This window comes from Geodermatophilus sp. SYSU D00697, assembly GCF_054050175.1.
The window spans coordinates 41,484-66,267 of the sequence record NZ_JBJGYV010000015.1 but is presented as its reverse complement, the minus strand read 5'-3'; the positions used below and the strand labels follow the sequence as shown (position 1 = coordinate 66,267).

The following is a 24,784-nucleotide window of genomic DNA, read 5'->3' as shown; positions in this document are numbered from 1 at the left end:
CCGCATGCGCAACCGGTCCGAGGAGATCGCGACGGCCGAGGGGCGCGTGTGGCCCTGTGCGGCCTGTGGCGACGACCGGGAGTTCGTGCAGCCCCCCTGCGTCGACGGCCACACCGACGACGGGGGCGAGTGCCCCGAGTGGGCCTGCGCCGACTGCGGGACGGCGGTCTTCTCCGCCGCTCCGTCGGTCACCGCCGCGGTCGTCCCGCAGCGCCGCGCCGCCTGAGTCCCCTCACCGGAGGGTGAGCGCCACCCGGCCGTGCTCGGCGAGCGCGCCGTCGGGTACGAACGCGACCCATCCGCCACGCACCAGCACCGTCTCGATCAACTCGTCCACCACGTCGTCCACCACATCGGGGTGGTCCACGTCGTCGGCACGGGTGAGGAAGTCCCCGTCGGGGCTCAGCCGCGCCGGGTGGGTGAACCCCTCCTCGACCGCCAGCATCTCGGGCCGCTCACGGCGGGCGGCCAGCCAGGCCGCGTCGATGCCCTCGACCACCGCCTGGCGGGAGCGGCGCCGGTCCAGGTGCGCCAGCGCCTCGTCCTGACGGGAGCGCAGATGGGCCTCCAGCACCTGCCGGATCCTGGGGGCCAGCGTCGCCAGTGGCGATCGCGTGAGGTTGCCGGCGACGGACCCGGCCAACCGCCCGGTGTTGCGTGACACCCGACGGAAGCGGGCCAGCGTCCGCTCGGCGCCGACGAGCACCAGTGGAGCCGGGTGCAGCCGCAGGAAGGTCCCCAGCGCCTGGTCCACGCGACGCAGGAAACCGTCGCCCGGGACGTCCTCCGCCCTCAGCGGGAAGGCCGAGCGCGGCGGCGGGCGCAGGTCGTCGGCCACGCCCTCGAGCAGCCGGGCCTCACGCTCCGACAGCAACAGGACCACGTGCCGGGGGGTCCGGTGCATGGCCCGCACCAGGTCGCGGGTGGCGAACGTGGGGTCGACCACGACGCGGTCGGTCACCGGCACGGGCAGCCGCACCACCTCACGGACCGCGCGGTTGACGAACAGCGCGATCCCCGTCCCCGTCGGCTCGGTGCGCACTCGCGCGACCACCTCGTCCAGCGCGGCCACCAGCGATGCGGCGCCGGGGGCGCCGTCGTCGACGAGGCGGGCCGCGGCGTCGTCGGCCAGCCGGCGCAGCCGCTGGGCATCCGTGTCGGTCATGCGGGAGGCCGGGGTGGTCGTGGCCAGCAGGGAGACGCAGGGGTCGTCGCGCACCGACTGCAGCAGGACGACCTGCTCGGGCGAGGGCCAGCCGATCCGCTCCGCTGTGGTGGTCACCGGGCCGTCCAGCCCACCGGGACGGCGTCGAGCCGCCGCGCCAGACGGGCGACCGCGCGGTCGAGGACCCGCTGCCGGCGCCGGCCGCGGAGCCCGCTGAGCCGGTGGATGCTGATCCGTGCCTGTACCCCGGCCGCGGCCGCGCGGTGTGCGGCCAGCGTGACGAGGTCGCAGGCCTCGCGGTCGGCCTCCTCGGCGAGGAGTGCCAGCAGGGCCGCGTCGAGCGTGAACGGCGTCCGGGGCAGGAGCAGGGCGGTGTGCACCTCGCGGCCGGTCTCGCGCGCGGCGGCGTAGGCCGCGTCGAGGGTGGCGACGGCGCTCTCCCGGTCGAGGACGACGGCGAGCAGGCGGGGTGCGCCGCCCTTCGACATCCGGGGCGGAGGCGCCGGTGAGGGCACGCGGGCCGGGACGGTGGGGCTGAGCAGGGTCATGCGGGTCTCCCGCGGTGCGGCGAGGTCTCCCCTCGGTCCGGTCAGGACCGGCCGCGCCCGGGCCGGAGCCGGGACTGACGGGCGGCGGCATCGCTGCTGCGGGTGGGTACTCCCCTCGCGCCACCGAGCATAGGTGAAAAAGGCTTCACCTGTCACGTGGGGGTCCCGCCGTTCGTGCGGCCGGCACCCGGCCGGCGCTCGTTAGGCTGGTCGGGAGGTGGCGCGACGGTGCCGGGGTCCCCCGGTGCCGGAGCCGAGCAGCCGGTCGGTCCGACCGGCCGGCCGCGCCCGCGAGAACTGCTGAGGACGTGCTGTGTTCGAGACCCTCTCCGACCGCCTCGACAAGGTGTTCAGCGGCCTGCGCGGCAAGGGCCGGCTCACCGACGCCGACATCGACGCCACCGCGCGCGAGATCCGCATCGCGCTGCTGGAGGCCGACGTCGCGCTGCCGGTGGTGCGGGCCTTCATCACCGCGGTCAAGGAGCGGGCGCGCGGCGCCGACGTCTCGCAGGCCCTGAACCCGGCCCAGCAGGTCATCAAGATCGTCAACGAGGAGCTCATCGAGATCCTCGGCGGCGAGACCCGCCGGCTGCGCTACGCCAAGCAGTCGCCGACGGTCATCATGCTGGCCGGTCTGCAGGGCTCCGGTAAGACGACGCTCGCCGGCAAGCTCGGCCGCTGGCTCAAGGGCCAGGGCCACACCCCGCTGCTGGTGGCCGCCGACCTGCAGCGGCCCAACGCGGTCAACCAGCTCTCGATCGTCGCCGGCCAGGCGGGGGTCGACGTCTTCGCCCCCGAGCCGGGCAACGGCATCGGCGACCCCATCCGGGTCGCGGCCGACTCCATCGAGCACGCCCGCCGCACCATGCACGACGTCGTGGTGGTCGACACCGCCGGCCGGCTCGGCATCGACGCGGAGCTGATGGCCCAGGCCGCCGGCATCCGCGACGCCGTGCAGCCGGACGAGACGCTGTTCGTCGTCGACGCGATGATCGGTCAGGACGCCGTCACGACCGCCGAGGCCTTCCGCGACGGGGTCGGCTTCTCCGGCGTCGTCCTCACCAAGCTCGACGGCGACGCCCGCGGTGGTGCCGCGCTGTCGGTGCGGTACGTGACCGGCCAGCCGATCATGTTCGCCTCCACCGGCGAGAAGCTCACCGACTTCGACGTCTTCCACCCCGAGCGGATGGCCTCGCGCATCCTCGGGATGGGCGACGTGCTCACCCTCATCGAGCAGGCCGAGCAGGCCTTCGACGCCGAGCAGGCCGAGAAGATGGCCGGCAAGCTCGCCTCCCGGGAGGGCTTCACCCTCGAGGACTTCCTCGAGCAGATGATGGCCATCCGCAAGATGGGGCCGATCGCCAACCTGCTGGGCATGCTGCCCGGGGCGGGCGCGATGAAGGAGCAGCTCAAGCAGGTCGACGACCGCGACCTGGACCGCACCGCGGCGATCATCCGGTCGATGACCCCGGAGGAGCGGGTCAACTCCAAGATCATCAACGCGTCGCGGCGGGTGCGCATCGCCAACGGCTCCGGCGTGACCGTCACCGAGGTCAACCAGCTCCTTGAGCGCTTCGCGCAGGCCCAGAAGATGATGGGCCAGATGGCCGGCAGCATGGGGCTGCCCGGCATGGGCCCGATGTCGAAGAAGGCCCGCGGGCGCCAGATGCAGGCACAGTCGAAGAAGGGCAAGAAGGGCAAGGGGAAGGGCAAGGGCGGCCCCGCCCGCCGGCCGATGGGCGCCCCGGGCCTCCCACCCGGCGCGGGCTTCCCCGGCGGTGGCCTGCCCGGTGGGATGCCCGGCGGCATGCCGACGCTGCCGCCCGGCCAGGCCCTGCCCGACCTCACCAAGCTGAACTTCGACCAGTTCAAGGACGACCGGTCGTGACCCCGGCTCCCGCAGGGCGGTGAGCACCCCGGCGCTCCACCTCGCCGGCGTCCTGCTGCCCGACGCCGAGCACCGGGACGTGTGGGTCCGCGACGGGCGGCTGACCTTCGAGTCGGTCCCGGGTGCGGAGACCGTCAGCCGCGGCGGGTGGCTGGTCCCGGGGCTGGTCGACGCCCACTGCCACGTGGGCATCGGCCGCGGCGGCGTGCACGTCGAGGACCTCGCCGGGCTGCGCGAGCAGGCCCTCGCCGAGCGGGACGCCGGCGTGCTGGCGCTGCGCGACTGCGGCTCACCGGTGGACACCCGCGCGCTGGACGACGAACCGGACCTGCCGCGGATCATCCGGGCCGGTCGGCACCTGGCGGCACCGCGGCGCTACATCCCCGGGCTGGCGGTCGAGCTGGCGCCCGGAGACCTCGCCGCCGAGGTGCGCGTGCAGGCCCGCCGCGGCGACGGCTGGGTGAAGCTCGTCGGCGACTGGATCGACCGCGGTGCCGGCGACCTGGCACCCGAGTGGCCGGCCGACGCGGTCGCCGCCGCGATCGCGGTCGCGCACGAGGAGGGTGCCCGGGTCACCGCGCACACCTTCGGCACCGACGCGCTGCCCGACCTGGTCCGCGCGGGCATCGACTGCATCGAGCACGGCACCGGCCTGACCGAGGAGCTCATCGGCGAGATGGCCGCGCGGGGCACCGCCGTCGTCCCGACGCTGGTCAACGTGGAGAACTTCCCGTCCTTCGCCGCTGCGGGTGAGGCGAAGTTCCCGGCCTACGCCAGCACGATGCGGCGGCTGTACGCGTCGTCGGGGGCGGTGGTCCGGGCGGCGTTCGAGGCCGGTGTCCCGGTCTTCGCCGGCACCGACGCCGGCGGCGGGATCGACCACGGCCGCATCGCCGACGAGGTGCGCGCCCTGGCCGAGGCGGGCCTGCCGGCCGAGGCGGCGCTGGCCGCGGCGTCGTGGTCGGCCCGGGACTGGCTCGGCCTGCCCTGCCTCGAGGAGGGCGCGCCGGCCGACCTGGTGGTCTACGACAGCGACCCCCGCGCGGACCTCGACACCCTCGCCCGCCCGCAGCTCACCGTCCTGCGCGGCCGCGTCCACTGACCCGTCCGGGACCCCTGCCGACGGGGACCGGGAGCGGGCTCGGCGCGACTGCGGGAGGGCACCTGGCCGCGGGTGGAGCCCGGAGGGCGACAATGCGCTCCGTGCTCCTGCGGATGTCCACCCTGTTCCTGCGCACCCTGCGTGACGACCCGGCCGACGCCGAGGTCCCCAGCCACCGCCTCCTGGTCCGGGCGGGCTACATCCGGCGGGCCGCGCCGGGCGGGTTCACCTGGTTGCCGCTGGGCTACCGGGTCTTCCGCAACGTCGAGCGGGTCATCCGCGAGGAGATGGACCGGATGGGCGCGCAGGAGGTGCACTTCCCGGCGCTGCTGCCCCGCGAGCCCTACGAGGCCACCGGCCGCTGGACCGAGTACGGCGACAACCTCTTCCGCCTCAAGGACCGTCGCGGCGTCGACCACCTGCTCGGCCCCACGCACGAGGAGATGTTCACCCTCCTGGTCAAGGACCTGTACTCGTCGTACAAGGACCTCCCGCTGTCGCTGTACCAGATCCAGACCAAGTACCGCGACGAGGCGCGGCCGCGGGCGGGCCTGCTGCGCGGCCGCGAGTTCACCATGAAGGACAGCTACTCCTTCGACGTCGACGACGCCGGCCTGGACAAGAGCTACGCCGCCCACCGCGACGCCTACATCCGGATCTTCGACCGGCTGGGGCTGGAGTACGTGATCGTCTCGGCGATGTCCGGGGCGATGGGCGGGTCCAGGAGCGAGGAGTTCCTGCACCCGACCGAGATCGGCGAGGACACCTTCGTCCGCTCGGCCGGCGGCTACGCGGCCAACGTGGAGGCGGTCACCACCGTCGCCCCCGACGAGATCCCCCTCGACGGGCTGCCCGAGGCGCACGTCGAGGACACCCCGGACACCCCGACCATCGAGACCCTCGTCGCCGTCGGCCAGCAGCTGTTCCCGGACGCCGGGTACACCGCCGCGTCGACGCTGAAGAACGTCGTCGTCACCCTCGTCCACCCCGACGGGACGCGCGAGCCGCTGATCGTCGGCATCCCCGGCGACCGGGAGCTGGACGCCAAGCGCCTGGAGGCCCAGGTCGCGCCGGCGGAGGTCGAGCCGTTCACCGAGTTCGAGCAGCACCCGCGGCTGGTCAAGGGCTACATCGGCCCGCAGGTGCTCGGCGCCGACAGCGAGTCGGGCATCCGCTACCTGGTCGATCCGCGGGTGGTGCCCGGCAGCCGCTGGATCACCGGGGCCAACGAGCCGGGCAAGCACGTGTTCGACCTCGTCGCCGGCCGGGACTTCACCTGGGACGGCGTGATCGAGGCCGCCGAGGTGCTGCCCGGCGACCTCGCCCCGGACGGCTCCGGCCCGCTGGAACTGGCCCGCGGCGTCGAGATCGGCCACATCTTCCAGCTCGGCCGCAAGTACGCCGAAGCGCTGGAGCTGAAGGTGCTCGACGAGAACGGCAAGCTGGTCACGGTCACCATGGGTTCCTACGGCATCGGCGTCTCGCGGGCCGTGGCGGCGATCGCCGAGTCCACGCACGACGAGCTCGGCCTGGTCTGGCCGCGCGAGATCGCTCCGGCCGACGTGCACCTCGTCGCCACGGGCAAGGACGCCGCGGTCTTCGAGGCCGCCGAGTCCCTCGCCCAGGAGCTGCAGGCCGCCGGGCTGACCGTCCTCTACGACGACCGGCCGAAGGTCTCGCCCGGGGTGAAGTTCAAGGACGCCGAGCTGCTGGGGATGCCGACGATCGTCACGGTCGGCCGCGGCCTGGCCGACGGCGTGCTCGAGCTGCGGGACCGCGCGACCGGGCAGCGCGAGGAGGTGCCGGTCGGGGAGGCGGCGGCCCGCGTGCTGGCCGCCGTCCGCGGCTGAAGGACCCCGGCTCGGATCAGGTGACCTGATCGCAGCGCGTCCTCCCTCACGGCGGGCGGTGGGGGAGGACGCGCTGCGGTGGGGGAGGACGTCCGCAGCTACTCGGCGGCGACCAGTTCCACCTCGTACCCGTCGGCGTCCTCGAGGTAGGCGGCGCGGTGCTCCGGGCCGCCGGCGAACGGGTGCCGGTCGGGGAAGAGCAGCCGCCAGCCGTGGGACGGCGCCTCCGCGACCAGGTCGTCGAGCTCGGCTGCCGTCCCGGCCCAGAACGCGAGGTGGTTCAGGCCGGGGGAGCGGCGCTCGTGGACGGCCCCGCCCAGGTCCGGGGACTGCTCGACCACGACGTAGACGTCGCCCGACCGCCATGACCGGCCGTGCACCCAGGACTGGTACGGCTGCGCCCCCAGCGCGGTCAGCAGCCAGCCCCAGGAGCGCTCGGCGCGGGGCAGGTCGGGGACCCAGACCTCGATGTGGTGCAGCAGGCCTCGCCTCGGCATGGGGCCATCCTGCGGGATCTGGCATGATGGTCGGTCGAACACGGCGGTGGGCGGCCCTCTCACCGTTGCCGGCCGTGTCCCTGGCTCCGCCCCGGCGTACCCCACGCGTCCGTCCGGCGAGCAACCGACGAAAGCGTTCGAGGAGAACACGAGCCACCGTGGCCACCAAGATCAAGCTCATGCGCCTGGGCAAGATGCGCGCGCCGTACTACCGGATCGTCGTCGCCGACGCCCGCACCAAGCGGGACGGCCGCTCGATCGAGACGATCGGCAAGTACCACCCGAAGGAGGACCCGTCCTTCATCGAGGTCGACTCCGAGCGCGCCCAGTACTGGCTGGGTGTCGGCGCGCAGCCGACCGAGGCCGTCGCCGCCATCTTCCGGGTGACCGGTGACTGGCAGAAGTTCAAGGGCGAGCCGGCCCCGCCGCCCATGAAGGTCGCCGCCCCGAAGCCGGACAAGAAGGCCCTCTACGAGGAGGCCGTCCGCAACGCCGGCGCCGAGGAGCCGGCCGCCGGTGCGACCACCCCCAAGAAGAAGGCCGCTCCCCAGGCCGACGACGCGGCTGCCGCCGCCGAGACGCCCGCCGAGTAAGACGTGCTCGAAGAGGCGCTCGAGCACCTGGTCAAGGGCATCGTCGACCACCCCGAGGACGTCACGGTCGACCTGCTCAGCAACCGGCGCGGCAAGACCCTGGAGGTGCGGGTGCACCCCGACGACCTCGGCAAGGTCATCGGCCGCGGCGGTCGCACCGCCAAGGCGCTGCGCACCGTGATGACCGGCGTCGGCGGCCGGGGCCTGCGGGTCGACGTCGTCGACACCGACGGGCGCTGAGCCCTCCCTCGGAGGGCTCGCTCTTCGATGGACCCAGCCGCCAACGACCCCACCGACACCGTGGTGGTCGGCCGCATCGGCCGGCCCCACGGTGTCCGTGGTGAGGTGACCGTCGAGGTCCGCACCGACGACCCCGACCTCCGGTTCGCCGACGGCGCCGTCCTGCTCACCGAGCCCGCCGCGCGCGGGCCGCTCACCGTCGCCGGCCGCCGCTGGCACCGCGACGTCCTCCTGCTGCTCCTCGAGGGCCCCGACGGCCGGGTCGTCGACAGCCGCGAGGCGGCCGAGGAGCTGCGCAACACCGAGCTGCACGTCCCGGTCGCCGACCTGCCGCAGCTCGAGGACCCCGACGCCTACTACGACCACCAACTGGTCGGACTCACCGCCCGACTGACCGACGAGACCGTCCTCGGCGAGGTGAGCGCCGTGCGGCACGAGGGCGCCGACCTGCTCGTCGTCCGCCGGGACGAGGGCGGGGAGCTGCTGGTCCCGTTCGTGGCGGCGATCGTGCCCACCGTGGACCTGGCCGGCGGGTTCGTCGTGGTCGACCCGCCCGAGGGCCTGCTGGAGCTGTAGACCCATGCGGATCGACGTCATCACGATCTTCCCCGAGTACCTGGCGCCGCTGCGCCAGTCGCTGCTGGGCAAGGCCGCCGAGCGGGGGCTGGTCAGCATCGGCGTGCACGACCTGCGGCAGTGGACCGACGACGTCCACCGCACCGTCGACGACGCGCCCTACGGCGGCGGACCCGGCATGGTCATGCGCCCCGAGCCGTGGGGCCGCGCCCTGGACGCCGTCCGGCCACCGGGCACTCGGCTGGTCGTGCCCACGCCCGCCGGGCGCCCGTTCACGCAGGCGCTGGCGGCGCAGTGGGCCACCGAACCCGGCCTGGTCTTCGCCTGCGGCCGGTACGAGGGCATCGACCAGCGGGTCGCCGACTGGGCCGCCGACGCCGGGCCGGTGTCGGAGGTCTCCATCGGCGACTACGTGCTCGCCGGTGGGGAGTCCGCGGTGCTGGTCATGGTCGAGGCGGTGACCCGGCTCCTGCCCGGCGTCGTGGGCAACCGGGAGTCGGTCGAGTACGACTCGCACGCCGACGGCCTGCTGGAGGGGCCGTCCTACACGCGGCCGGCCTCCTGGCGGGGCCACGACGTCCCCCCGGTGCTGCTCTCCGGCGACCACGCCGCCATCGCCCGGTGGCGGCGCGCGGAGTCGCTGCGGCGCACCGCGACCCGTCGTCCGGACCTGCTGGCCGCCCTGCCCGAGGACGCGCTGACCCCCGGCGAGCGCGCCGTCCTCGACGGTGGCTGAGCGTCCCTGGGTGCGCCCGACGGCCCGGGTGGTCGTGCTGGACCCCGGGGGGCGGGTGCTGTTGCTCGGTGCCCGGCTGACCGACCCCGCGGTGCCGCCGGGTGAGGTGTTGTTCTGGTACACGCCGGGTGGCGGAGTCGAGCCGGGGGAGAGCGTCCGGGACGCCGCCGTCCGGGAGCTGGCCGAGGAGATCGGGCTGCACGTGGATCCCGCCGCGCTCGAGGGACCGGTGTGGTTCCGGCGACACGTGGGCCCCTTCGCCGGGGTCCAGATCGACTCCCGCGAGACCTTCTTCGTGCTGCGCGACGTCGTCCACGAGGTGGACCCCCGGGGGCGTACGGAGCTGGAGCTCCTCGGCGAGGAGCCGCACCGCTGGTGGAGCGCCGCGGAGGTCGCCGGGGAGGCCGTGGCGTTCGCGCCGCGGGAGCTGGCCACCCTCCTGCCGGAGCTGCTGGCCGGGCCGTGGTCGGGGCCGCCGCGCTTCGTCGGCTGAAGATGTGGCACCATAGAGTGCTGCTGCGGACCGTCGGTCCCTCGACGGGAGCTCCTCCCGGAGTGCAGCTCCCCGGATCGGACAGCCGGGGCCGCTCGCTGTCCGCACCGTGAACGACGTAACCGCTAGGACAGGACTGCCGCGATGAACACCCTGGACGTACTCGACGCCGACTCGCTGCGCGACGACATCCCCGAGTTCCGCCCGGGCGACACCGTCAAGGTGCACGTGCGCGTCATCGAGGGCAACCGCTCGCGCATCCAGGTCTTCCAGGGTGTGGTCATCCGCCGCCAGGGCGGGGGCATCCGCGAGACCTTCACCGTCCGCAAGGTCAGCTTCGGCGTCGGCGTGGAGCGCACCTTCCCGGTGCACACCCCGGTCGTGGAGAAGATCGAGGTCGTGACCCGCGGTGACGTGCGTCGCGCCAAGCTGTACTACCTGCGCGAGCTCCGCGGCAAGGCCGCCAAGATCAAGGAGAAGCGCGAGACCGTCTCTCGCTGACACGCTCCCTCGGCCGGGTGACCGGCCTGACCGCGGCGGGTCTCCCGCGGCCGTACGCTGGCTCCGATGAGCAGTGACCGGCCCGGGAGGCCCGCCGACGTCGTTCCGGAGGGCGAGGAGCCCTCCCCGGCCACCTCCGCCGGTGACATCGCGCCCGACGAGCCGGCGCCGGCCTCCCGCCGCTGGCGCCGCCGCGAGCGGCCGCAGGACCAGAAGAAGGGCTCGCTGCTGCGCGAGCTCCCCGTGCTCCTCGTCGTCGCCTTCGTGCTCGCGCTGCTCGTGAAGACCTTCCTCGTGCAGGCGTTCTTCATCCCCTCCGGATCGATGGAGCAGACGCTGCACGGCTGCCCCGGGTGCACCGGTGACCGGGTCGTGGTGAACAAGGTGCCCTACTGGTTCGGTGAACCCGAACCCGGCGACATCGTCGTCTTCCAGGGGCCGGAGACGTGGTCTCCGGAGGTCGACGTCGCCGAGCCCACCAACTGGTTCACCGGCGCCCTGCTGTGGCTCGGCCGCGCGGTCGGCGTGGCCCCACCCAGCGAGGACGACTTCGTCAAGCGGGTGATCGCCACCGAGGGCCAGACCGTGGCCTGCTGTGACGCCGAGGGTCGGGTCACGGTGGACGGCGAGCCGCTCGACGAGCCCTACATCTTCGAGAACACCCCGATCGAGACGCGGGCGTTCGACCCGGTCACCGTCCCCGAGGGCCGTCTCTGGGTCATGGGCGACCACCGGTCGGCCTCGGCGGACTCCCGCTCGCACGTGGGCGACGAGAACTCGGGGACGATCGCGGTCAGCGACGTCATCGGGAAGGCCGCGCTGATTGTCTGGCCGCTGGACCGTTTCGGCCTGCTGGGCTCGCCCGACATCCAGGGCGTGGAGGCGGCCGGGGAGCCGGCGTCGGGTGCTGCGGCCGTGGCCGCCCCCTACGCGCTGGGCCTGGTGGGTGCGGTGCCGCTCACCGCTTGGCGACGACGGCGGAGGCGCTCCGTGCGCCGCCGGACCTGACCGCCCGGCCCACCTGCCGAGACCCGCACACGCCCACCGCGTGTGCGGGTCTCGTCGTTTTCGCGCGCCGTCGTGGAAATGACATCGCCATGTCGACACGGAAAGTCGGGTCGCCATTCCGGTGTTGTCCGTGTGACTGGGCAATGGTTCGGAGGCTTCGTCGGAATTCTTCTCAGGATTTCTCGGAAAACGTTCAAGCAACGGTCTCACCCGTCCGATGGAGATGGTGTAAGCCACCGATTGCGTGAAACGGAGTCAGCTGTGTCCGCACCCCTGGCGAGCGCCGCCCGCGGCGTCACCCGCGTGCTCATCCTCGCCGATGCCCTCGTCCTCCGGCGGGGTCTGGTGAGCATGATCAACGAGACCGCCGGCATGCAGTCGGTCGGGACCCCGGGCGAGCTGCGCCGGGCGCTGACCCTGGTCGAGACCGCCCGCCCGGACGCCGTCGTGGTGGAGTTGGGCACCGGTCGCGCCGCCACGCTGAACGCCTGCCGGGACCTGCGCCGCCGGTACCCCCGGGTGACGATCGTGGCCCTGGGCACCTCCGAGGACCCGGCCGTGGTGAACGAGGCGCTGGCCGCCGGTGTCCGCGGCTACCTCATGATCAACACCTCGCCGACCCTCCTCGGGTGGGCGATCCTCGCCGCCCGTGCCGGCCGCACCGTGGTCGACCCGCAGATCCGCCGCGTCGAGCCCTCGGCCACCCCGGCGCCGAAGCCGTTCGCCCCGGAGGTGCCGCTCACCCGGCGCGAGTCCGACGTGCTCGACGAGCTGATCCAGGGCCAGTCCAACCGGCAGATCGGCCGGAACCTGTTCATCAGCGAGGACACCGTCAAGTCCCACGTGAAGGCCATCCTGCGCAAGCTGGGCGCCCGCGACCGGGCGCACGCGGTCTCCCTGGTGCTCTCCTCGCGCAACGGTGGGTGCACCTGCGGCACCCACAGCCTCGCTCCCGCCGAGGCCTGACCCTCCGAACTCCGGTCCCGGTGCCGGCGGTCCCGCCGTTGGCACCGCGTACCGGGGGCGCCCGTCCGGACCGTCCGCCTCCTCGGCGGTCCACCCGAGCGCCCGACCGGGCCGCTGGTCGGTCCACGACCGGGCCGCCGCCGGCCCGGGTCCGGACCGCTCGCCGGTCCACCGAACGGGCCGCCGCCGGCCCGCCGGTCCACGGGCCGGTCCCCTCTGACCCCGGGGACCGGCCCCTGGCGTCTCCGGAACAGGGGTGCTGCCCGGTGCAGGGGCCACCGGACCGGAGTGCGCGATCCGGTCATCGTCGCGTCGTACTGTCGGAGCGCGATGGCTCTCCGTACCACCCCCGTCCCCGTCGAGCCGGACGTCCGTGTCCGGCGGGTACGGGCCGCCGAGGACCGCCCCGACGCCCTGTGGGAGATGGAGCGCTCCCTGCGCCGCCGCGGCTTCGACTCGATCGCCGGTGCCGACGAGGCCGGCCGCGGGGCCTGCGCCGGGCCCCTCGTCGCTGCCGCGTGCGTGCTGCCTGCCGGCCGCCGGGGCCGGGTCCCCGAGCTGGCGGACTCCAAGCTGCTCACCGCGGCGGCACGGGACCGGGTCTACGCGGAGATCCTCGACCGCGCGGTCGCCTGGTCGGTGGTCGTCATGCCGGTGTCCGACCTGGACGCACGCGGTATGCACGTGACCAACATCGAGGCCCTGCGCCGGGCGGTGTGGACCCTCGACCCGCAGCCGGACTACGTCCTCACCGACGGGTTCCCGGTGTCCGGCCTCGCCCGCCCCACGCTGGCGGTCTGGAAGGGCGACCGGGTGGCGGCCTGCGTCGCGGCGGCCTCCGTGCTGGCCAAGGTGACCCGCGACCGGATCATGCTCGACCTGCACGAGCAGTGGCCGGAGTACGACTTCGCCGTCCACAAGGGCTACATCACCGACGCGCACAGCGCCGCGCTGGACCGTCACGGTCCCTGCCCCGAGCACCGGATGCGTTTCGTCAACGTCGCCCGCGCCCGCGATGCACACGCCGAGCGGGTACTCCACCTGACCGGCTCCGCTGCCATGGTCGATGATGGGTCCATGCGCCCTGTGTCCGGAGAGTCGCGATGAGCACCGAGGACCTGGAGAAGTACGAGACCGAGATGGAGCTGCAGCTCTATCGCGAGTACCGGGACATCGTCCGGCAGTTCACGTACGTGGTGGAGACCGAGCGGCGCTTCTACCTCGCCAACGCCGTCGACCTGCAGGTCCGCGAGGCCGGGGGCGAGGTCTACTTCGAGCTCAAGCTCTCCGACGCCTGGGTGTGGGACATGTACCGGCCGGCGCGCTTCGTGCGCAACGTGCGCGTCCTGACCTTCAAGGACGTCAACGTCGAGGAGCTCGACAAGCCCGACCTCGAGCTGCCCGACGGCCCCCGGCTGACCTGACTCCCGCCTCACGCCGCCCAGACTGCCCGGCGCGCCCGTCGCGGGCCGCCCGCCCGTCCACAGGCCGGCCGTCCGTCCACAGGAGCCCCGCTGGCCTGGTGCCGGATCGCCCGGTGGGGCGACGGTCGCCGGGTGCGAACGAGATCGGACCTCGGCCTGCAGGGCGAGCGCATAGCCGCCGCCTACCTCACCGACCGGGGCCTGCGTGTCCTCGACCGGAACTGGCGCTGCCGCGACGGTGAACTCGACATCGTCGCCCGGGAGGGCGACGCGCTGGTCTTCTGCGAGGTCAAGACCCGCCGCGCGGTCGGCTTCGGCCACCCCGTGGAGGCTGTCGGCCCGCTCAAGCAGCGCCGGCTGCGCACGCTGGCACAGCGGTGGCTGGCCGCTCACGACGAGCACGCGCCCGAACTGCGCTTCGACGTCGTCGGGGTCCTGGTGCGGCCCGCGCAGCCGGCGCTGGTCACCCACCTGAGGGCGGCCTTCTCGTGACGCTCGCGCGCACGTGGTCGGTCGGTCTCGCCGGGGTGCACGGCGCCATGGTCGACGTCGAGGTCGACATGTCCTCCGGTGTCCCGCAGGTGGTCCTGGTCGGACTGCCCGACGCCGTCGTCCGGCAGTCCGTGGACCGTGTGCGGGCGGCAGTGGTCAACGCCGGCGGCAAGTGGCCGCTGCGGCGGATCACGATCGGCCTGTCCCCGGCGTCGATGCCGAAGCAGGGGAGCGGCTTCGACCTGGCCCTGGCCGCCGCGGTCCTCGCCGCCGACGGCGCCGTCCCGGCGGAGTCGGTGGGGCGGCTGGTGCTGATCGGTGAGCTGGCCCTGGACGGCACCGTCCGCGCCGTCCGCGGGGTGCTGCCCGCGGTGCTCGCCGCCGCCCGGGCGGGACACGGCACGGTCGTGGTCCCCACCGGGAACGCGGGGGAGGCCGCCCTGGTGGAGGGCGTCGAGGTGCGCGCCGCCGGCACACTCGCCGAGCTCGTCGCCCACCTGCGGGGCCGGACGGCGTTGCCGCGCCACACCCGCGGCCCGCTGGCGCCACCGCCCCCCGGCCCGGACCTTGGGGACGTCGTCGGCCAGCCCATCGGCCGCCGTGCGGTCGAGGTGGCCGCCGCCGGTGGTCACCACCTGTTCCTCACCGGGCCGCCAGGTGCCGGCAAGACGATGCTCGCCGAGCGCCTGCCGGGGCTGCTGCCGCCGCTGGACGAGCAGGCGGCCCTCGAGGTGACCGCGATCCACTCGGTCGCCGGCACCCTGCCGCCCGGCGCGCCCCTGGTCACGCGTCCGACGTTCGAGGCGCCGCACCACTCCGCGACGATGGCCGCGCTGGTGGGGGGCGGCTCCGGGCAGATCCGCCCCGGAGCGCTCTGCCGGGCCCACCGCGGCGTGCTCTTCCTCGACGAGGCTCCCGAGTTCCCCCGGGCGGTGCTCGACACGCTGCGCCAGCCGCTCGAACGAGGGCAGGTGACGATCTCGCGGGCCAGTGGTGCGGCGACCTTCCCGTGCCGGGCGCAGCTGGTGCTCGCCGCCAACCCCTGTCCCTGCGCCAGTGCCGCGGGGGAGGCTGCCTGCACCTGCAGCGCGCTGGAGCGGCGGCGCTACCAGTCGCGGCTGTCCGGGCCGCTGCTCGACCGCATCGACCTGCGCGTCGACCTGCCCGCCGTCACCCGGGCGGCCTGGCTGGAGGCCGGCACCACGCCGGAGTCGACCCCGGTCGTGGCCGCGCGGGTGCTCGCGGCGCGCGCCGCCGCCACCGAGCGGCTCTCCGGCACGGGACTGGCCCTCAACAGCCAGGTGCCCGGCCGGCTGCTGCGGGAGCGGTGGGCGCCACCTCGGGCGGCGCTGCGGCTCGTCGAGCGCGCGCTGGAACGCGGAGCGCTCTCCGTGCGGGGCTACGACCGTGTGCTCCGGGTGGCCTGGACCCTCGCCGACCTCGCCGGCCGCACGGTCCCCGTGGCCGACGACCTCGCCGAGGCACTCGGCCTGCGGCTGCAGCGGGTGGCGGCATGACCGCCGTGCCGAGCCTCGACGAGGACATGGACGCGGCGGTCGGGAGCGTCGACGGGCGGCCCACGCCGGCGGTGCGGCGGGCCCGCGCGTGGCTGAGCCGGGCGGCCGAGCCGGGGAGCATCGCGTTCTGGCGTTTCGTCGACGAGGTCGGCCCGGTGGAGGCGGTGCGGCGGCTGCGGGGCGGTCGCGCTCCCGACGCCGTCCGAGCCCTCGTCGGCGCACGCGCTGACCAGGACGCCTCCCTGGCCGACTTGGCGCGCGCCGAGCGCTGCGGCGCCCGTCTCCTGGTCCCCGAGGACGACGAGTGGCCCGGTCTGCTGCTGCACTCGCTGACCCTCGCGACGGCCGAGGAGCCGGAGGCGCCCCGGGACCAGTCGCCCCGGACGACCGCCCCCGTCCCCCCGCTCGCGTTGTGGGTGCGGGGGTCGGCGCGGCTCGACGAGCTGGCCGACCGCTCGGTCGCGATCGTCGGTGCCCGGGCCTCGACCGCGTACGGCGAGCACGTGGCGGGGGAGCTCGGCCACCAGCTGGGGGAGCGAGGCTGGACGGTGGTGTCCGGCGGGGCCTTCGGCATCGACGCCGCCGCGCACCGGGGCGCCCTCGCCGCGGATGCGCCGACCGTCGCCGTCCTGGCCTGCGGGGTCGACCGGCCCTATCCCGCCGCCCACGGGGCGCTGTTCCACCGGATCGTCGAGCAGGGCCTGCTCGTCAGCGAGTGGCCGCCGGGAGCCGCACCGCACCGGCACCGCTTCCTGGTGCGCAACCGGCTCATCGCCGCGCTGACCCGCGGCACCGTCGTCGTGGAGGCCGCCGCCCGGTCCGGGGCGCTGGCGACGGCGCGCCGGGCCCGACGGCTGGGCCGGCGCGTCCTCGTGGTGCCCGGACCGGTCACCTCGGCCATGTCGGTGGGCTGCCACGAGCTGCTCAGGGAGGAGGAGCTGCAGGCGGCGCTCGTGGCCAACGCCGCGCACGTGCTGGAGGAGGTCGGCCGCCTGGGGGAGGACCTCGCCGACCCGCCCGAACGGCCCACCGATGCGCGGGACGGGCTCTCCGACGTCGCCGTGCGCGTCCTGGACGCCTGCCCGGTCCGGGTCGGGGTCAGCCCGGAACGGCTGTCCGCGATCGCCGGCTGCGACGTGCTCGACGTGCTGCGCGTGCTCCCCGCGCTGGAGCTCGCGGACCTGGTGGAGTGGACGGGCACCGGCTGGCGGCTGGGGCGCCCCGACCGGTCCGACCGGGGACCATGGTGAGGGGCGGACGGGGTCACCGGTCCCAGAGGGGAGCAACGGGACGGGCGGGTCCCGGAGTCGGCGCGGCTCCTTGACCGGCGGCGGACGCCGTCGGACGGTTCCCCGGTGACCGCCCGGACCGCCGACGCGCGTGCTGCCCTCCCGCCGCAGCTCGCCGAGGCGCTGGCCGGGTACGAGGACCACCTGCGCAGCCAGCGGGACCTGTCCGAGCACACCGTCCGTGCCTACGTCGGCGACGCCGTCTGGCTGCTCGACCACCTGGCCCGGCGTGGCGGTACCCGGGTCGACGACCTCGACCTGGCCACGCTCCGCAGCTGGCTGGCCCAGGGGCGCACCCGCGGCGCGGGGCGGGCCACCACCGCGCGGCGGGCCGCCGCGGCGCGGTCGTTCACCGGCTGGTCGCGGCGGGCCGGGCTCACCTCCGAGGACGTCGGCCAGCGGCTGGTGAGCCCCAAGGCGCACCGCGTCCTGCCCGGCGTGCTGGCCCCGGACCAGGCGCGGGCCGTGGTCGAGTCGGCCGCCGGCGCCGAGGAGCCGGTCGGGCTGCGTGACGCCGTCGTCCTCGAGCTGCTCTACGCCAGCGGCATCCGGGTCAGCGAGCTGGTCGGGCTCGACGTGGACGACGTCGACCGTGGCCGCCGTCTCCTGCGGGTGCTCGGCAAGGGACGCAAGGAGCGCAGCGTGCCCTACGGCGTTCCCGCGGAACGGGCACTGGACGCCTGGCTGACCCGTGGCCGGCCCGCACTCGCGACGGCGGAGTCCGGCCCGGCGCTGCTCCTCGGCCTGCGCGGACGGCGGCTGGACCCCCGCGAGGTGCGCCGCACGGTGCACGCGGCGGTCGCCGCCGCTCCCGGAGCCCCCGACATGGGCCCCCACGGCCTGCGGCACTCGGCCGCCACCCACGTCCTGGAGGGCGGGGCGGACCTGCGCTCGGTCCAGGAGCTGCTCGGCCACGCCAGCCTCGCGACCACCCAGATCTACACCCACGTGACCGTCGAACGGCTCCGGGCGGTCCACGCCCAGGCCCACCCGCGCGCCTGACAGGAGTCCTGAACGTGTCTGACACAGTTGTCGTGCGCGCGACCGAATCGCCCGCCGTGCCCACCCCGAGGCGGCCCCGGCCGGCCTCCGAACGACCGGGAGCGCAGACCGTGCCCGAGGCCACCATCAACCGGCTCGACGGGGCCCACGACGATGCCGACGCGGCGCTGGCCGAGCTGTGGGCCGCCTACGTCACTGACCGCGACCCCGCGCTGCGGGACCGGCTGATCCTCCACTACGCGCCACTGGTGAAGTACGTCGCGGGCCGGGTCGGCAGCGGCCTGCCGGCGCACGTGGAGCAGGCCGACCTAGTCTCCTACGGCACCTTCGGTCTGATCGACGCGATCACCCGCTACCAGCCCTCGCGCGAGGTGAAGTTCGAGAGCTACGCGATGGCGCGCATCCGCGGCGCGATCATCGACGAGCTGCGCAGCACCGACTGGATCCCGCGGTCGGTGCGGATGAAGGCCCGCCAGTTCGAGCGGACCGTCGCGGCGCTGGAGAGCCGCCTGCGGCGCAGCCCCACCGACGAGGAGGTGGCCGCCGAGATGGACATGGACGTCGAGGAGGTGCGCAAGTTCCTCGGCCAGCTGTCCCTGGTCAACGTCGTGGCCCTCGACGAGCTGCTCTCCGACGACGAGGGCGGCGCGCCCCGCCTGGTCGACACCCTGCAGGACCCCAGCGCCCTGGACCCGCAGGCCATGGCCGAGCACGGCGAGGCCCGCCAGCTCCTCGCGCGGGCGGTGGAGCAGCTGCCGGAGCGGGAGAAGGTCGTGGTCAGCCTCTACTACTTCGAGGGGCTGACCCTGGCCGACATCGGCCGTGTCCTCGGCGTCACCGAGAGCCGCATCTGCCAGCTGCACACCAAGGCCGTCCTGCACCTGCGGACCAAGCTCGCCGACATCGCGTGACGACAGCCCGGGGAGCATCGCAGCGAGGGACGAGCGAGGAGCGGACCCGGGCGCGCAGTCGCGCCATGGTGGTCGCGTGACGACAGCCCGGGGAGCATCGCAGCGAGGGACGAGCGAGGAGCGGACCCGGGCGCGCAGTCGCGCCATGGTGGTCGCGTGACCGCGCCCCGGAGCGTCCCCGGCGGGCCCGCTCTCGTCTACGACGGCGACTGCGGGTTCTGCACCCGTGCCGCGCAGGTCGCCCGGCGGATCCTGCCCCGGGACTGCGCGGTGACCCCGTGGCAGCTCACCGACCTCGCGTCGATCGGCGTGACGTCGGAACGGGCGCAGCGCGAGGTGCTGTGGGTGTCCCGATCCGGCCGGGTGAGCGGGGGCGCCCGTGCCGTGGCCGACGCGCTCCGGGCGGCGGGAGGCCCCTGGACCCTCCTGGGGGTCGCGCTGCGCGTGCCCCCGCTCTCGTGGGTCGCCGACGGCGTCTACCGGCTGGTCGCGGCCAACCGCATGCGCCTGCCGGGCGGTACCGCGGCCTGCGCCGTCCCCCCGCCCGACCAGCAGCGCCGCGGCGGGTCCGGCACGGCGGCGTGAGCCCAGCCGCTCAGCCGAGCGGCAGCAGTCGCACCTCCGGCGGGCGCAGGAGGGCCAGGGGGTCCAGGTAGGTGTCCCCGCGGCGCAGCCCCCAGTGGAGGCAGGCCGCAGCCGGGCAGCCGTCGTGCCCGGTGGCGAGCGTGCCCAGCGGGGAGCCCCGCGCCACCGCCTGACCCGCGCCGACCGTCGGCTCGACCGGCTCGTACGTGGTCCGCAGCCCCCCGGGGTGGTCGACGCTGACCACGGGCCGGCCGGCGACCATCCCGGCGAACGCCACGACGCCGTCCCCGGCGGCCAGCACGGCCGCGCCGGGTGCTCCTGCGAGGTCCACGCCCCGGTGACCGGCGGCGTACCGGTCGGCCGGCGGGTCGAACGGCCGGGTCACCGCGCCGTCGACGGGCGGCACCCACAGTGCGGGGGACGACGGGGGCGCGGGCTCGGCGACGGCGGGAGCGGGGCCGAGGACCAGCGCCGTGGCGAGGAGCAGGGGGACGAGGAGGCGCACGGCGGCAGCCTCCACCCGGCACCGGCGGCCGGTGCCGGGGGAGCGGGGTCTGTGGACGCCCCCGGCCTCTGGGGAGGCCCTCGCCGAGCGGGGGCGTATGCTCGTCGGCGCGACCCGTCTCGACCGGGTCGACTTCGCGCGTCCTCGTGCCCGCTGGAGCCAGCGGGCCGGTCGCCACCTCGGTCCCCGTGGGTACGCCCCGCGGGGTGGTGTGGCACCGCGGACGCCAGGGCGGTGCACCACCCGGTGCCCGCGACAACCGAGGAGCGCGGCCGCCGGGCGGCCGCGCGCGAGAGAAGGGCTGCGGCCATGGCAGTCGTCAGCATGAAGCAGCTGCTCGACAGCGGCGTCCACTTCGGGCACCAGACCCGTCGCTGGAACCCGAAGATGAAGCGCTTCATCTTCACCGAGCGCAACGGCATCTACATCATCGACCTGCAGCAGACGCTCGGGTACATCGACAACGCCTACGAGTTCGTCAAGCAGACCGTGGCGCACGGTGGCTCGATCCTGTTCATCGGCACCAAGCGGCAGGCTCAGGAGGTCATCGCCGAGCAGGCGCAGCGGGTCGGCATGCCCTACGTCAACCAGCGCTGGCTGGGCGGCATGCTCACCAACTTCTCGACGGTCCACAAGCGGCTGCAGCGGCTCAAGGAGCTCGAGGACATGGAGCAGACCGGCGTCATGGCCGGCCTGTCCAAGAAGGAGCAGCTGGGCCTGACCCGCGAGAAGGCGAAGCTGGAGCGCAGCCTCGGCGGTATCCGCGACATGCAGAAGGTGCCCAGCGCCGTCTGGATCGTGGACACCAAGAAGGAGCACATCGCCGTCGGCGAGGCCCGCAAGCTGGGCATCCCGGTCGTCGCGATCCTCGACACCAACTGCGACCCCGACGAGGTCGACTACAAGATCCCGGGCAACGACGACGCCATCCGCAGCGCCGCCCTCCTGACCCGAGTCATCGCCGACGCCGTCGCCGAGGGCCTCATGGCCCGCTCGGCCGCGCAGGCCAACGCCGGTCGTGAGGACGGCGGCGAGCAGCCGATCGGTGGCGACGAGCCGCTGGCCGACTGGGAGCGCGAGCTGCTCACCGGTCAGCAGGGTGACGCTGCCGGCGCTGCCGAGCTGCTCACCGGTCAGCAGGGTGACGCTGCCGGCGCCACCGAGCTGCCCGAGACCCCGGCCGCCCCGCCCGTGGTCACCGCGGACGAGGTCGCCCCGGTCGAGGGCGTCCCCGCCACCGGCGACACGGCCACCGGCACGCAGGGCGCCCAGAACGGCTGAACCGCGCCGGCGCCGTCCCCGCCCGCCGCGGGGACGGCGCCCCGGCACGTCCGGGCGGCCCCGTCCGGGACTCTCGACTCAGCACCACACCCACCCCAGACACAGAGGGAAGTGACATGGCTGGCTTCACCGCTGCCGACGTCAAGCGGCTCCGCGACGCGACCGGCGCCGGGATGATGGACTGCAAGAAGGCCCTGACCGAGGCCGAGGGCGACTACGACAAGGCCGTCGAGCTGCTGCGCATCAAGGGCGCCAAGGACGTCGGCAAGCGCCTCGAGCGCTCCACGACCAACGGCGTCGTCGTCAGCAAGGACGGCGCGCTGCTCGAGCTCGACTGCGAGACCGACTTCGTCGCCAAGAACGCCGACTTCGTCAAGCTCGCCGAGCGGCTGCTGGACATCGTCCTGGAGCGCAAGCCCGCCGACGTCGAGGCGCTGCTGGCCACCGAGGTCGACGGCCAGACCGTCGCCGCGCTGGTCGAGGGCGAGTCCGCCCGCATCGGCGAGAAGCTCGTCCTGAGCCGCTTCGCCGTCTTCGAGGGCACCACCGCCACCTACCTGCACAAGCGGGCCACCGACCTGCCGCCGGCCATCGGCGTCGCCGTGCAGTACACCGGTGGCAGCGAGGACGCCGCCCGCAGCCTGGCGATGCACATCGCCGCCGCGCGCCCGCGGTACCTCACCCGCGACGAGGTCCCGGCCGAGACGGTCGAGACCGAGCGCCGCGTCGCCGAGCAGACGGCCAAGGAGGAGGGCAAGCCCGAGCAGGCGATCGTGAAGATCGTCGAGGGCCGGGTCAACGCCTACTACAAGGACTTCGTCCTGCTCGAGCAGCCGTCGATCACCGAGCCCAAGCGCACGGTCAAGCAGATCGTCGACGAGGCGGGCCTGACCGTGGAGCGGTTCGCCCGCTTCGAGGTCGGCCAGGCCTGAGCGACACTCGGTACGCCGCCACCGGCCCCGTCCCACCTGGGACGGGGCCGGTGGCGTGTCCGGGGGAGGACGGCGGGGACCCTGCCCGCGCGAACGCGCCGGGCCCATGCGGCAGGATCAGGGGAACGCCGCCGAGCGAGGGATGAACTGTTGACCGACACCGCCGCGCCGAGCGCCACCACGCCCCTGTCCGCGCCGACCGCCTTCCAGCCCGCTGACGACGGGGGCTACAAGCGCGTCCTGCTCAAGCTGTCCGGCGAGGCGTTCGGCGGCGGCAAGGTCGGGGTGGACTCCGGCATCGTCCAGAACATCGCCGAACAGCTGGCCGAGGTCGTCCACGGCGGCACCCAGGTGGCCGTCGTCGTCGGGGGCGGCAACTTCTTCCGCGGCGCCGAGCTCTCGCAGGCCGGCATGGACCGCCGGCACGCCGACTACATGGGCATGCTCGGCACCGTCATGAACTGCCTGGCGCTGCAGGCCTTCTGTGAGCAGGTCGGCCTGGAGACGCGCGTGCAGACCGCGATCACCATGGGCCAGGTGGCCGAGCCCTACATCCCGCGCAAGGCGGTGCGGCACCTGGAGAAGGGCCGGCTGGTCATCTTCGGCGCCGGCGCCGGCATGCCCTACTTCTCGACCGACACGGTGGCCGCGCAGCGGGCGCTGGAGATCGGCTGCCAGGTCCTGCTCATGGCGAAGAACGGGGTGGACGGCGTCTACGACGACGACCCCCGGACCAACCCCGACGCGGTCATGTACCACCACCTCGACTACGCCACCGTGCTGGCCAAGCAGCTGAAGGTGGCCGACGCGACGGCGATCAGCCTGTGCATGGACAACCGCATGCCGATCGTCGTCTTCAACCTGCTGCGCGACGGCAACATCGCCCATGCCGTCGCAGGTGAGAAGATCGGGACGCTGATCAGCGACCCGGCCTGACCGGCGCCGTCCCAGCACGCAGATCCGCGACGCCGGCGGTGGAGCACCCGCCGCCTCAGGAGGAGAGACCCGTGATCGACGACACCCTGCTCGACGCCGAGGAGCGGATGGACAAGGCCCTGTCGGTCGCGCGGGAGGACCTCGGCTCGGTGCGCACCGGGCGGGCCGCGCCCTCGATGTTCAACAAGGTCCTGGTCGACTACTACGGCGCGCCCACGCCGGTGCCGCAGATGTCGTCGATCACCGTGCCCGAGGCGCGCATGGCGGTCATCAAGCCCTACGACAACGGGCAGCTCTCGGCCATCGAGAAGGCCATCCGCGACAGCGACCTGGGCGTCAACCCGACCAACGACGGCCAGATCATCCGCGTGGTCTTCCCGCAGCTGACCGAGGAGCGCCGCCGCGACCTGGTCAAGCAGGCGCGGTCCAAGGGTGAGGACGCGAAGGTCGCCATCCGGAACATCCGGCGCCGCAGCAAGGAGGAGCTCGACCGCATCGCCAAGGACGGCGAGGCGGGCGAGGACGAGGTGCGCCGGGCGGAGAAGGAGCTCGACGACCTCACCGCCAAGCACGTGCACTCGGTCGACGAGGCGGTCAAGAACAAGGAGGGCGAGCTGCTCGAGGTCTGAGCCGTTCGGTCCTCCTCCCATGACACCCGATCCCGACACCGGGCCGATCCCCGTCGTGGGCCGACGGCCCACACCGCGCCCGGCGCCCCGACCGCCCCGCGAGGCCCGGACGGCGCAGCTGCCGGTCGCCGAGCCGGCGACCGTCGAGGCCCCGGCGCCCGTCGGCGGCCCGGCGACGGACACCGCCCCGGCGACGGACACGGCCCCGGCGACGGACACGGCCCCGGCGACCGTCGAGGCCCCGGCGACGGGCGCCCCCGGCCCGGCTCCGGACCCCTCCTCCCCGGACGGCCCCGCGCGGAAGCAGGGCCGGGCGGGGCGGGACATGGTCGCCGCCATCGGCGTCGGCCTGGGCCTCGGCGCGGTCATCATCGCCTCGCTGCTCATCTACCGGCCGGCCTTCCTGCTGGTCCTCGTGGCGGCGATCCTGGTCGGGATCGTCGAGCTCACCCGCGCCGTCGAGGCCGGTGGGGCCCGGCCGCCGCTGGTCCCGGTGCTGGTCGGCGCTGTCGCGATGCTCGGCCTCGCGTGGACCCGCGGGGCCTCGGGCCTGGTCGTCGGCTTCCTGCTCACCGTCCTCGCGGTCCTGCTGTGGCGGCTCGGTGACGGCCCCGAGGACTACCTCCGCGACGCCTCCGCCGGCGTCCTGGTCGCCGCCTACGTGCCGCTGCTGGCCGGCTTCGCCGTCCTCCTGCTCGTACCCGACGACGGCGCGGCGCGGGTGCTGGCGTTCATCGCGACCGTCGTGGGCAACGACGTCGGCGGGTTCGCCGCGGGCGTGCTGGCCGGCCGGCACCCCATGGCCCCGTCGGTCAGCCCCAAGAAGTCCTGGGAGGGGATGGCCGGGTCGATCGTCGCGTGCGTGCTGGTCGCCACGCCGATCGTCACCCTGGCGCTGGACGGACCGTGGTGGGGTGGTGTGCTCTTCGGCGCCGCCCTGGCGGTGAGCGCGACGGCCGGTGACCTGGGCGAGTCCCTGATCAAGCGGGACCTCGGCATCAAGGACATGGGCACGCTGCTGCCCGGCCACGGCGGCATCATGGACCGGCTGGACTCCCTGCTGCCGTCGGCCGCGGTCGCCTACCTGCTGCTGTCCTGGGTCGCTCCGGCCTGAGGCA

At 74.4% G+C, this 24,784-nt stretch carries 28 protein-coding genes and 1 pseudogene; 25 read left to right on the top strand and 4 right to left on the bottom strand.

Features of this window, described 5'->3' with window-relative positions; genetic code table 11:
* Positions 1-4: 4 nt before the first annotated feature.
* Entirely contained in the window at positions 5-226 is a 222-nt protein-coding gene (locus ACI79C_RS14510) for a hypothetical protein (protein ID WP_456946366.1), read from the top strand.
* Positions 227-232: 6 nt separating this feature from the next.
* On the opposite strand, the gene ACI79C_RS14505 is transcribed toward ACI79C_RS14510, so the two are convergent.
* On the bottom strand, positions 233-1,282 hold the full coding sequence (locus tag ACI79C_RS14505) for a baeRF3 domain-containing protein (protein WP_456946365.1): 1,050 nt from the start codon (positions 1,280-1,282) through the stop codon (positions 233-235).
* On the bottom strand, positions 1,279-1,713 hold the full coding sequence (locus ACI79C_RS14500; protein WP_456946364.1) for a hypothetical protein: 435 nt from the start codon (positions 1,711-1,713) through the stop codon (positions 1,279-1,281). The genes ACI79C_RS14505 and ACI79C_RS14500 overlap by 4 nt, the downstream gene beginning before the upstream one ends.
* A gap of 313 nt (positions 1,714-2,026) precedes the next feature.
* Here ACI79C_RS14500 and ffh point away from each other — a divergent pair, with 313 nt between their 5' ends.
* From ffh to ACI79C_RS14485, 3 genes are all read left to right on the top strand, one after another.
* A complete protein-coding gene (gene ffh, locus ACI79C_RS14495) occupies positions 2,027-3,601 on the top strand; it encodes a signal recognition particle protein (protein ID WP_456946363.1) in 1,575 nt (524 codons plus the stop codon).
* A gap of 19 nt (positions 3,602-3,620) precedes the next feature.
* Positions 3,621-4,703: an amidohydrolase family protein gene (locus ACI79C_RS14490; RefSeq protein WP_456946362.1), complete on the top strand. Its 1,083-nt coding sequence runs from the start codon at positions 3,621-3,623 to the stop codon at positions 4,701-4,703.
* 92 nt (positions 4,704-4,795) lie between these two features.
* Positions 4,796-6,553, top strand: coding sequence for a proline--tRNA ligase (locus ACI79C_RS14485; RefSeq protein ID WP_456946361.1), 1,758 nt, complete (start codon positions 4,796-4,798; stop codon positions 6,551-6,553).
* A 98-nt stretch (positions 6,554-6,651) separates the two neighbouring features.
* On the opposite strand, the gene ACI79C_RS14480 is transcribed toward ACI79C_RS14485, so the two are convergent.
* On the bottom strand, positions 6,652-7,050 hold the full coding sequence (locus ACI79C_RS14480) for a VOC family protein (RefSeq protein WP_456946360.1): 399 nt from the start codon (positions 7,048-7,050) through the stop codon (positions 6,652-6,654).
* Between the two features lie 158 nt (positions 7,051-7,208).
* On the opposite strand from ACI79C_RS14480, the gene rpsP reads away from it, so the two are divergent.
* The 16 genes and pseudogenes from rpsP (at position 7,209) to ACI79C_RS14400 (ending at position 19,383) form a co-directional block, all read left to right on the top strand.
* Entirely contained in the window at positions 7,209-7,643 is a 435-nt protein-coding gene (gene rpsP / locus ACI79C_RS14475) for a 30S ribosomal protein S16 (protein WP_456946359.1), read from the top strand.
* Positions 7,644-7,646: 3 nt separating this feature from the next.
* Positions 7,647-7,883, top strand: coding sequence for an RNA-binding protein (locus ACI79C_RS14470; RefSeq protein WP_012949998.1), 237 nt, complete (start codon positions 7,647-7,649; stop codon positions 7,881-7,883).
* A gap of 27 nt (positions 7,884-7,910) precedes the next feature.
* Entirely contained in the window at positions 7,911-8,459 is a 549-nt protein-coding gene (rimM, locus tag ACI79C_RS14465; protein ID WP_456946358.1) for a ribosome maturation factor RimM, read from the top strand.
* Positions 8,460-8,463: 4 nt separating this feature from the next.
* Positions 8,464-9,195 carry a tRNA (guanosine(37)-N1)-methyltransferase TrmD gene (trmD, locus tag ACI79C_RS14460; RefSeq protein WP_456946357.1) on the top strand — a complete coding sequence of 244 codons (732 nt, stop codon included), beginning with the start codon at positions 8,464-8,466 and terminating at the stop codon, positions 9,193-9,195.
* Positions 9,167-9,688: pseudogene (locus tag ACI79C_RS14455) on the top strand (NUDIX hydrolase); the annotation flags it as partial. The gene trmD and the pseudogene ACI79C_RS14455, both read left to right, overlap by 29 nt.
* 144 nt (positions 9,689-9,832) lie before the next feature.
* The gene (rplS, locus tag ACI79C_RS14450) at positions 9,833-10,189 is read left to right on the top strand and encodes a 50S ribosomal protein L19 (RefSeq protein ID WP_456910488.1); all 357 of its coding nucleotides are present in this window, start codon (positions 9,833-9,835) and stop codon (positions 10,187-10,189) included.
* A 66-nt stretch (positions 10,190-10,255) separates the two neighbouring features.
* Positions 10,256-11,197, top strand: coding sequence for a signal peptidase I (gene lepB, locus ACI79C_RS14445; RefSeq protein WP_456946356.1), 942 nt, complete (start codon positions 10,256-10,258; stop codon positions 11,195-11,197).
* 261 nt (positions 11,198-11,458) lie between these two features.
* Positions 11,459-12,163, top strand: coding sequence for a LuxR C-terminal-related transcriptional regulator (locus ACI79C_RS14440; protein ID WP_456946355.1), 705 nt, complete (start codon positions 11,459-11,461; stop codon positions 12,161-12,163).
* 330 nt (positions 12,164-12,493) lie between these two features.
* Positions 12,494-13,270, top strand: coding sequence for a ribonuclease HII (locus ACI79C_RS14435; protein WP_456946354.1), 777 nt, complete (start codon positions 12,494-12,496; stop codon positions 13,268-13,270).
* Positions 13,267-13,587: a DUF2469 domain-containing protein gene (locus ACI79C_RS14430; protein ID WP_456917615.1), complete on the top strand. Its 321-nt coding sequence runs from the start codon at positions 13,267-13,269 to the stop codon at positions 13,585-13,587. Before ACI79C_RS14435 ends, ACI79C_RS14430 begins: the two co-directional genes overlap by 4 nt.
* Positions 13,588-13,719: 132 nt before the next feature.
* On the top strand, positions 13,720-14,079 hold the full coding sequence (locus tag ACI79C_RS14425; protein WP_456946353.1) for a YraN family protein: 360 nt from the start codon (positions 13,720-13,722) through the stop codon (positions 14,077-14,079).
* A complete protein-coding gene (locus ACI79C_RS14420; protein WP_456946352.1) occupies positions 14,076-15,596 on the top strand; it encodes a YifB family Mg chelatase-like AAA ATPase in 1,521 nt (506 codons plus the stop codon). The genes ACI79C_RS14425 and ACI79C_RS14420 overlap by 4 nt, the downstream gene beginning before the upstream one ends.
* Entirely contained in the window at positions 15,593-16,846 is a 1,254-nt protein-coding gene (gene dprA, locus ACI79C_RS14415; RefSeq protein WP_456946351.1) for a DNA-processing protein DprA, read from the top strand. The genes ACI79C_RS14420 and dprA overlap by 4 nt, the downstream gene beginning before the upstream one ends.
* 105 nt (positions 16,847-16,951) lie before the next feature.
* Positions 16,952-17,887, top strand: a complete 936-nt coding sequence (locus ACI79C_RS14410; protein ID WP_456946350.1) for a tyrosine recombinase XerC — start codon at positions 16,952-16,954, stop codon at positions 17,885-17,887.
* 110 nt (positions 17,888-17,997) lie between these two features.
* Entirely contained in the window at positions 17,998-18,798 is an 801-nt protein-coding gene (gene whiG, locus ACI79C_RS14405; protein WP_456946349.1) for an RNA polymerase sigma factor WhiG, read from the top strand.
* 156 nt (positions 18,799-18,954) lie between these two features.
* Positions 18,955-19,383, top strand: coding sequence for a thiol-disulfide oxidoreductase DCC family protein (locus ACI79C_RS14400; RefSeq protein WP_456946348.1), 429 nt, complete (start codon positions 18,955-18,957; stop codon positions 19,381-19,383).
* A 10-nt stretch (positions 19,384-19,393) separates the two neighbouring features.
* Here ACI79C_RS14400 and ACI79C_RS14395 read toward each other — a convergent pair whose 3' ends face one another.
* Entirely contained in the window at positions 19,394-19,888 is a 495-nt protein-coding gene (locus ACI79C_RS14395) for a murein hydrolase activator EnvC family protein (protein WP_456946347.1), read from the bottom strand.
* Between the two features lie 309 nt (positions 19,889-20,197).
* On the opposite strand from ACI79C_RS14395, the gene rpsB reads away from it, so the two are divergent.
* The 5 genes from rpsB to ACI79C_RS14370 all read left to right on the top strand — a co-directional run bounded on the left by rpsB (position 20,198) and on the right by ACI79C_RS14370 (position 24,780).
* Positions 20,198-21,169, top strand: coding sequence for a 30S ribosomal protein S2 (gene rpsB, locus ACI79C_RS14390; protein ID WP_456946346.1), 972 nt, complete (start codon positions 20,198-20,200; stop codon positions 21,167-21,169).
* Between the two features lie 116 nt (positions 21,170-21,285).
* Entirely contained in the window at positions 21,286-22,101 is an 816-nt protein-coding gene (gene tsf, locus ACI79C_RS14385; protein ID WP_456946345.1) for a translation elongation factor Ts, read from the top strand.
* A gap of 150 nt (positions 22,102-22,251) precedes the next feature.
* Positions 22,252-23,037, top strand: a complete 786-nt coding sequence (pyrH, locus tag ACI79C_RS14380) for a UMP kinase (protein ID WP_456946344.1) — start codon at positions 22,252-22,254, stop codon at positions 23,035-23,037.
* Positions 23,038-23,108: 71 nt separating this feature from the next.
* Complete coding sequence (gene frr, locus ACI79C_RS14375; protein ID WP_456946343.1) at positions 23,109-23,666, top strand: ribosome recycling factor; 558 nt, start codon at positions 23,109-23,111, stop codon at positions 23,664-23,666.
* Between the two features lie 325 nt (positions 23,667-23,991).
* On the top strand, positions 23,992-24,780 hold the full coding sequence (locus ACI79C_RS14370; protein WP_456946342.1) for a phosphatidate cytidylyltransferase: 789 nt from the start codon (positions 23,992-23,994) through the stop codon (positions 24,778-24,780).
* Positions 24,781-24,784 lie beyond the last annotated feature (4 nt).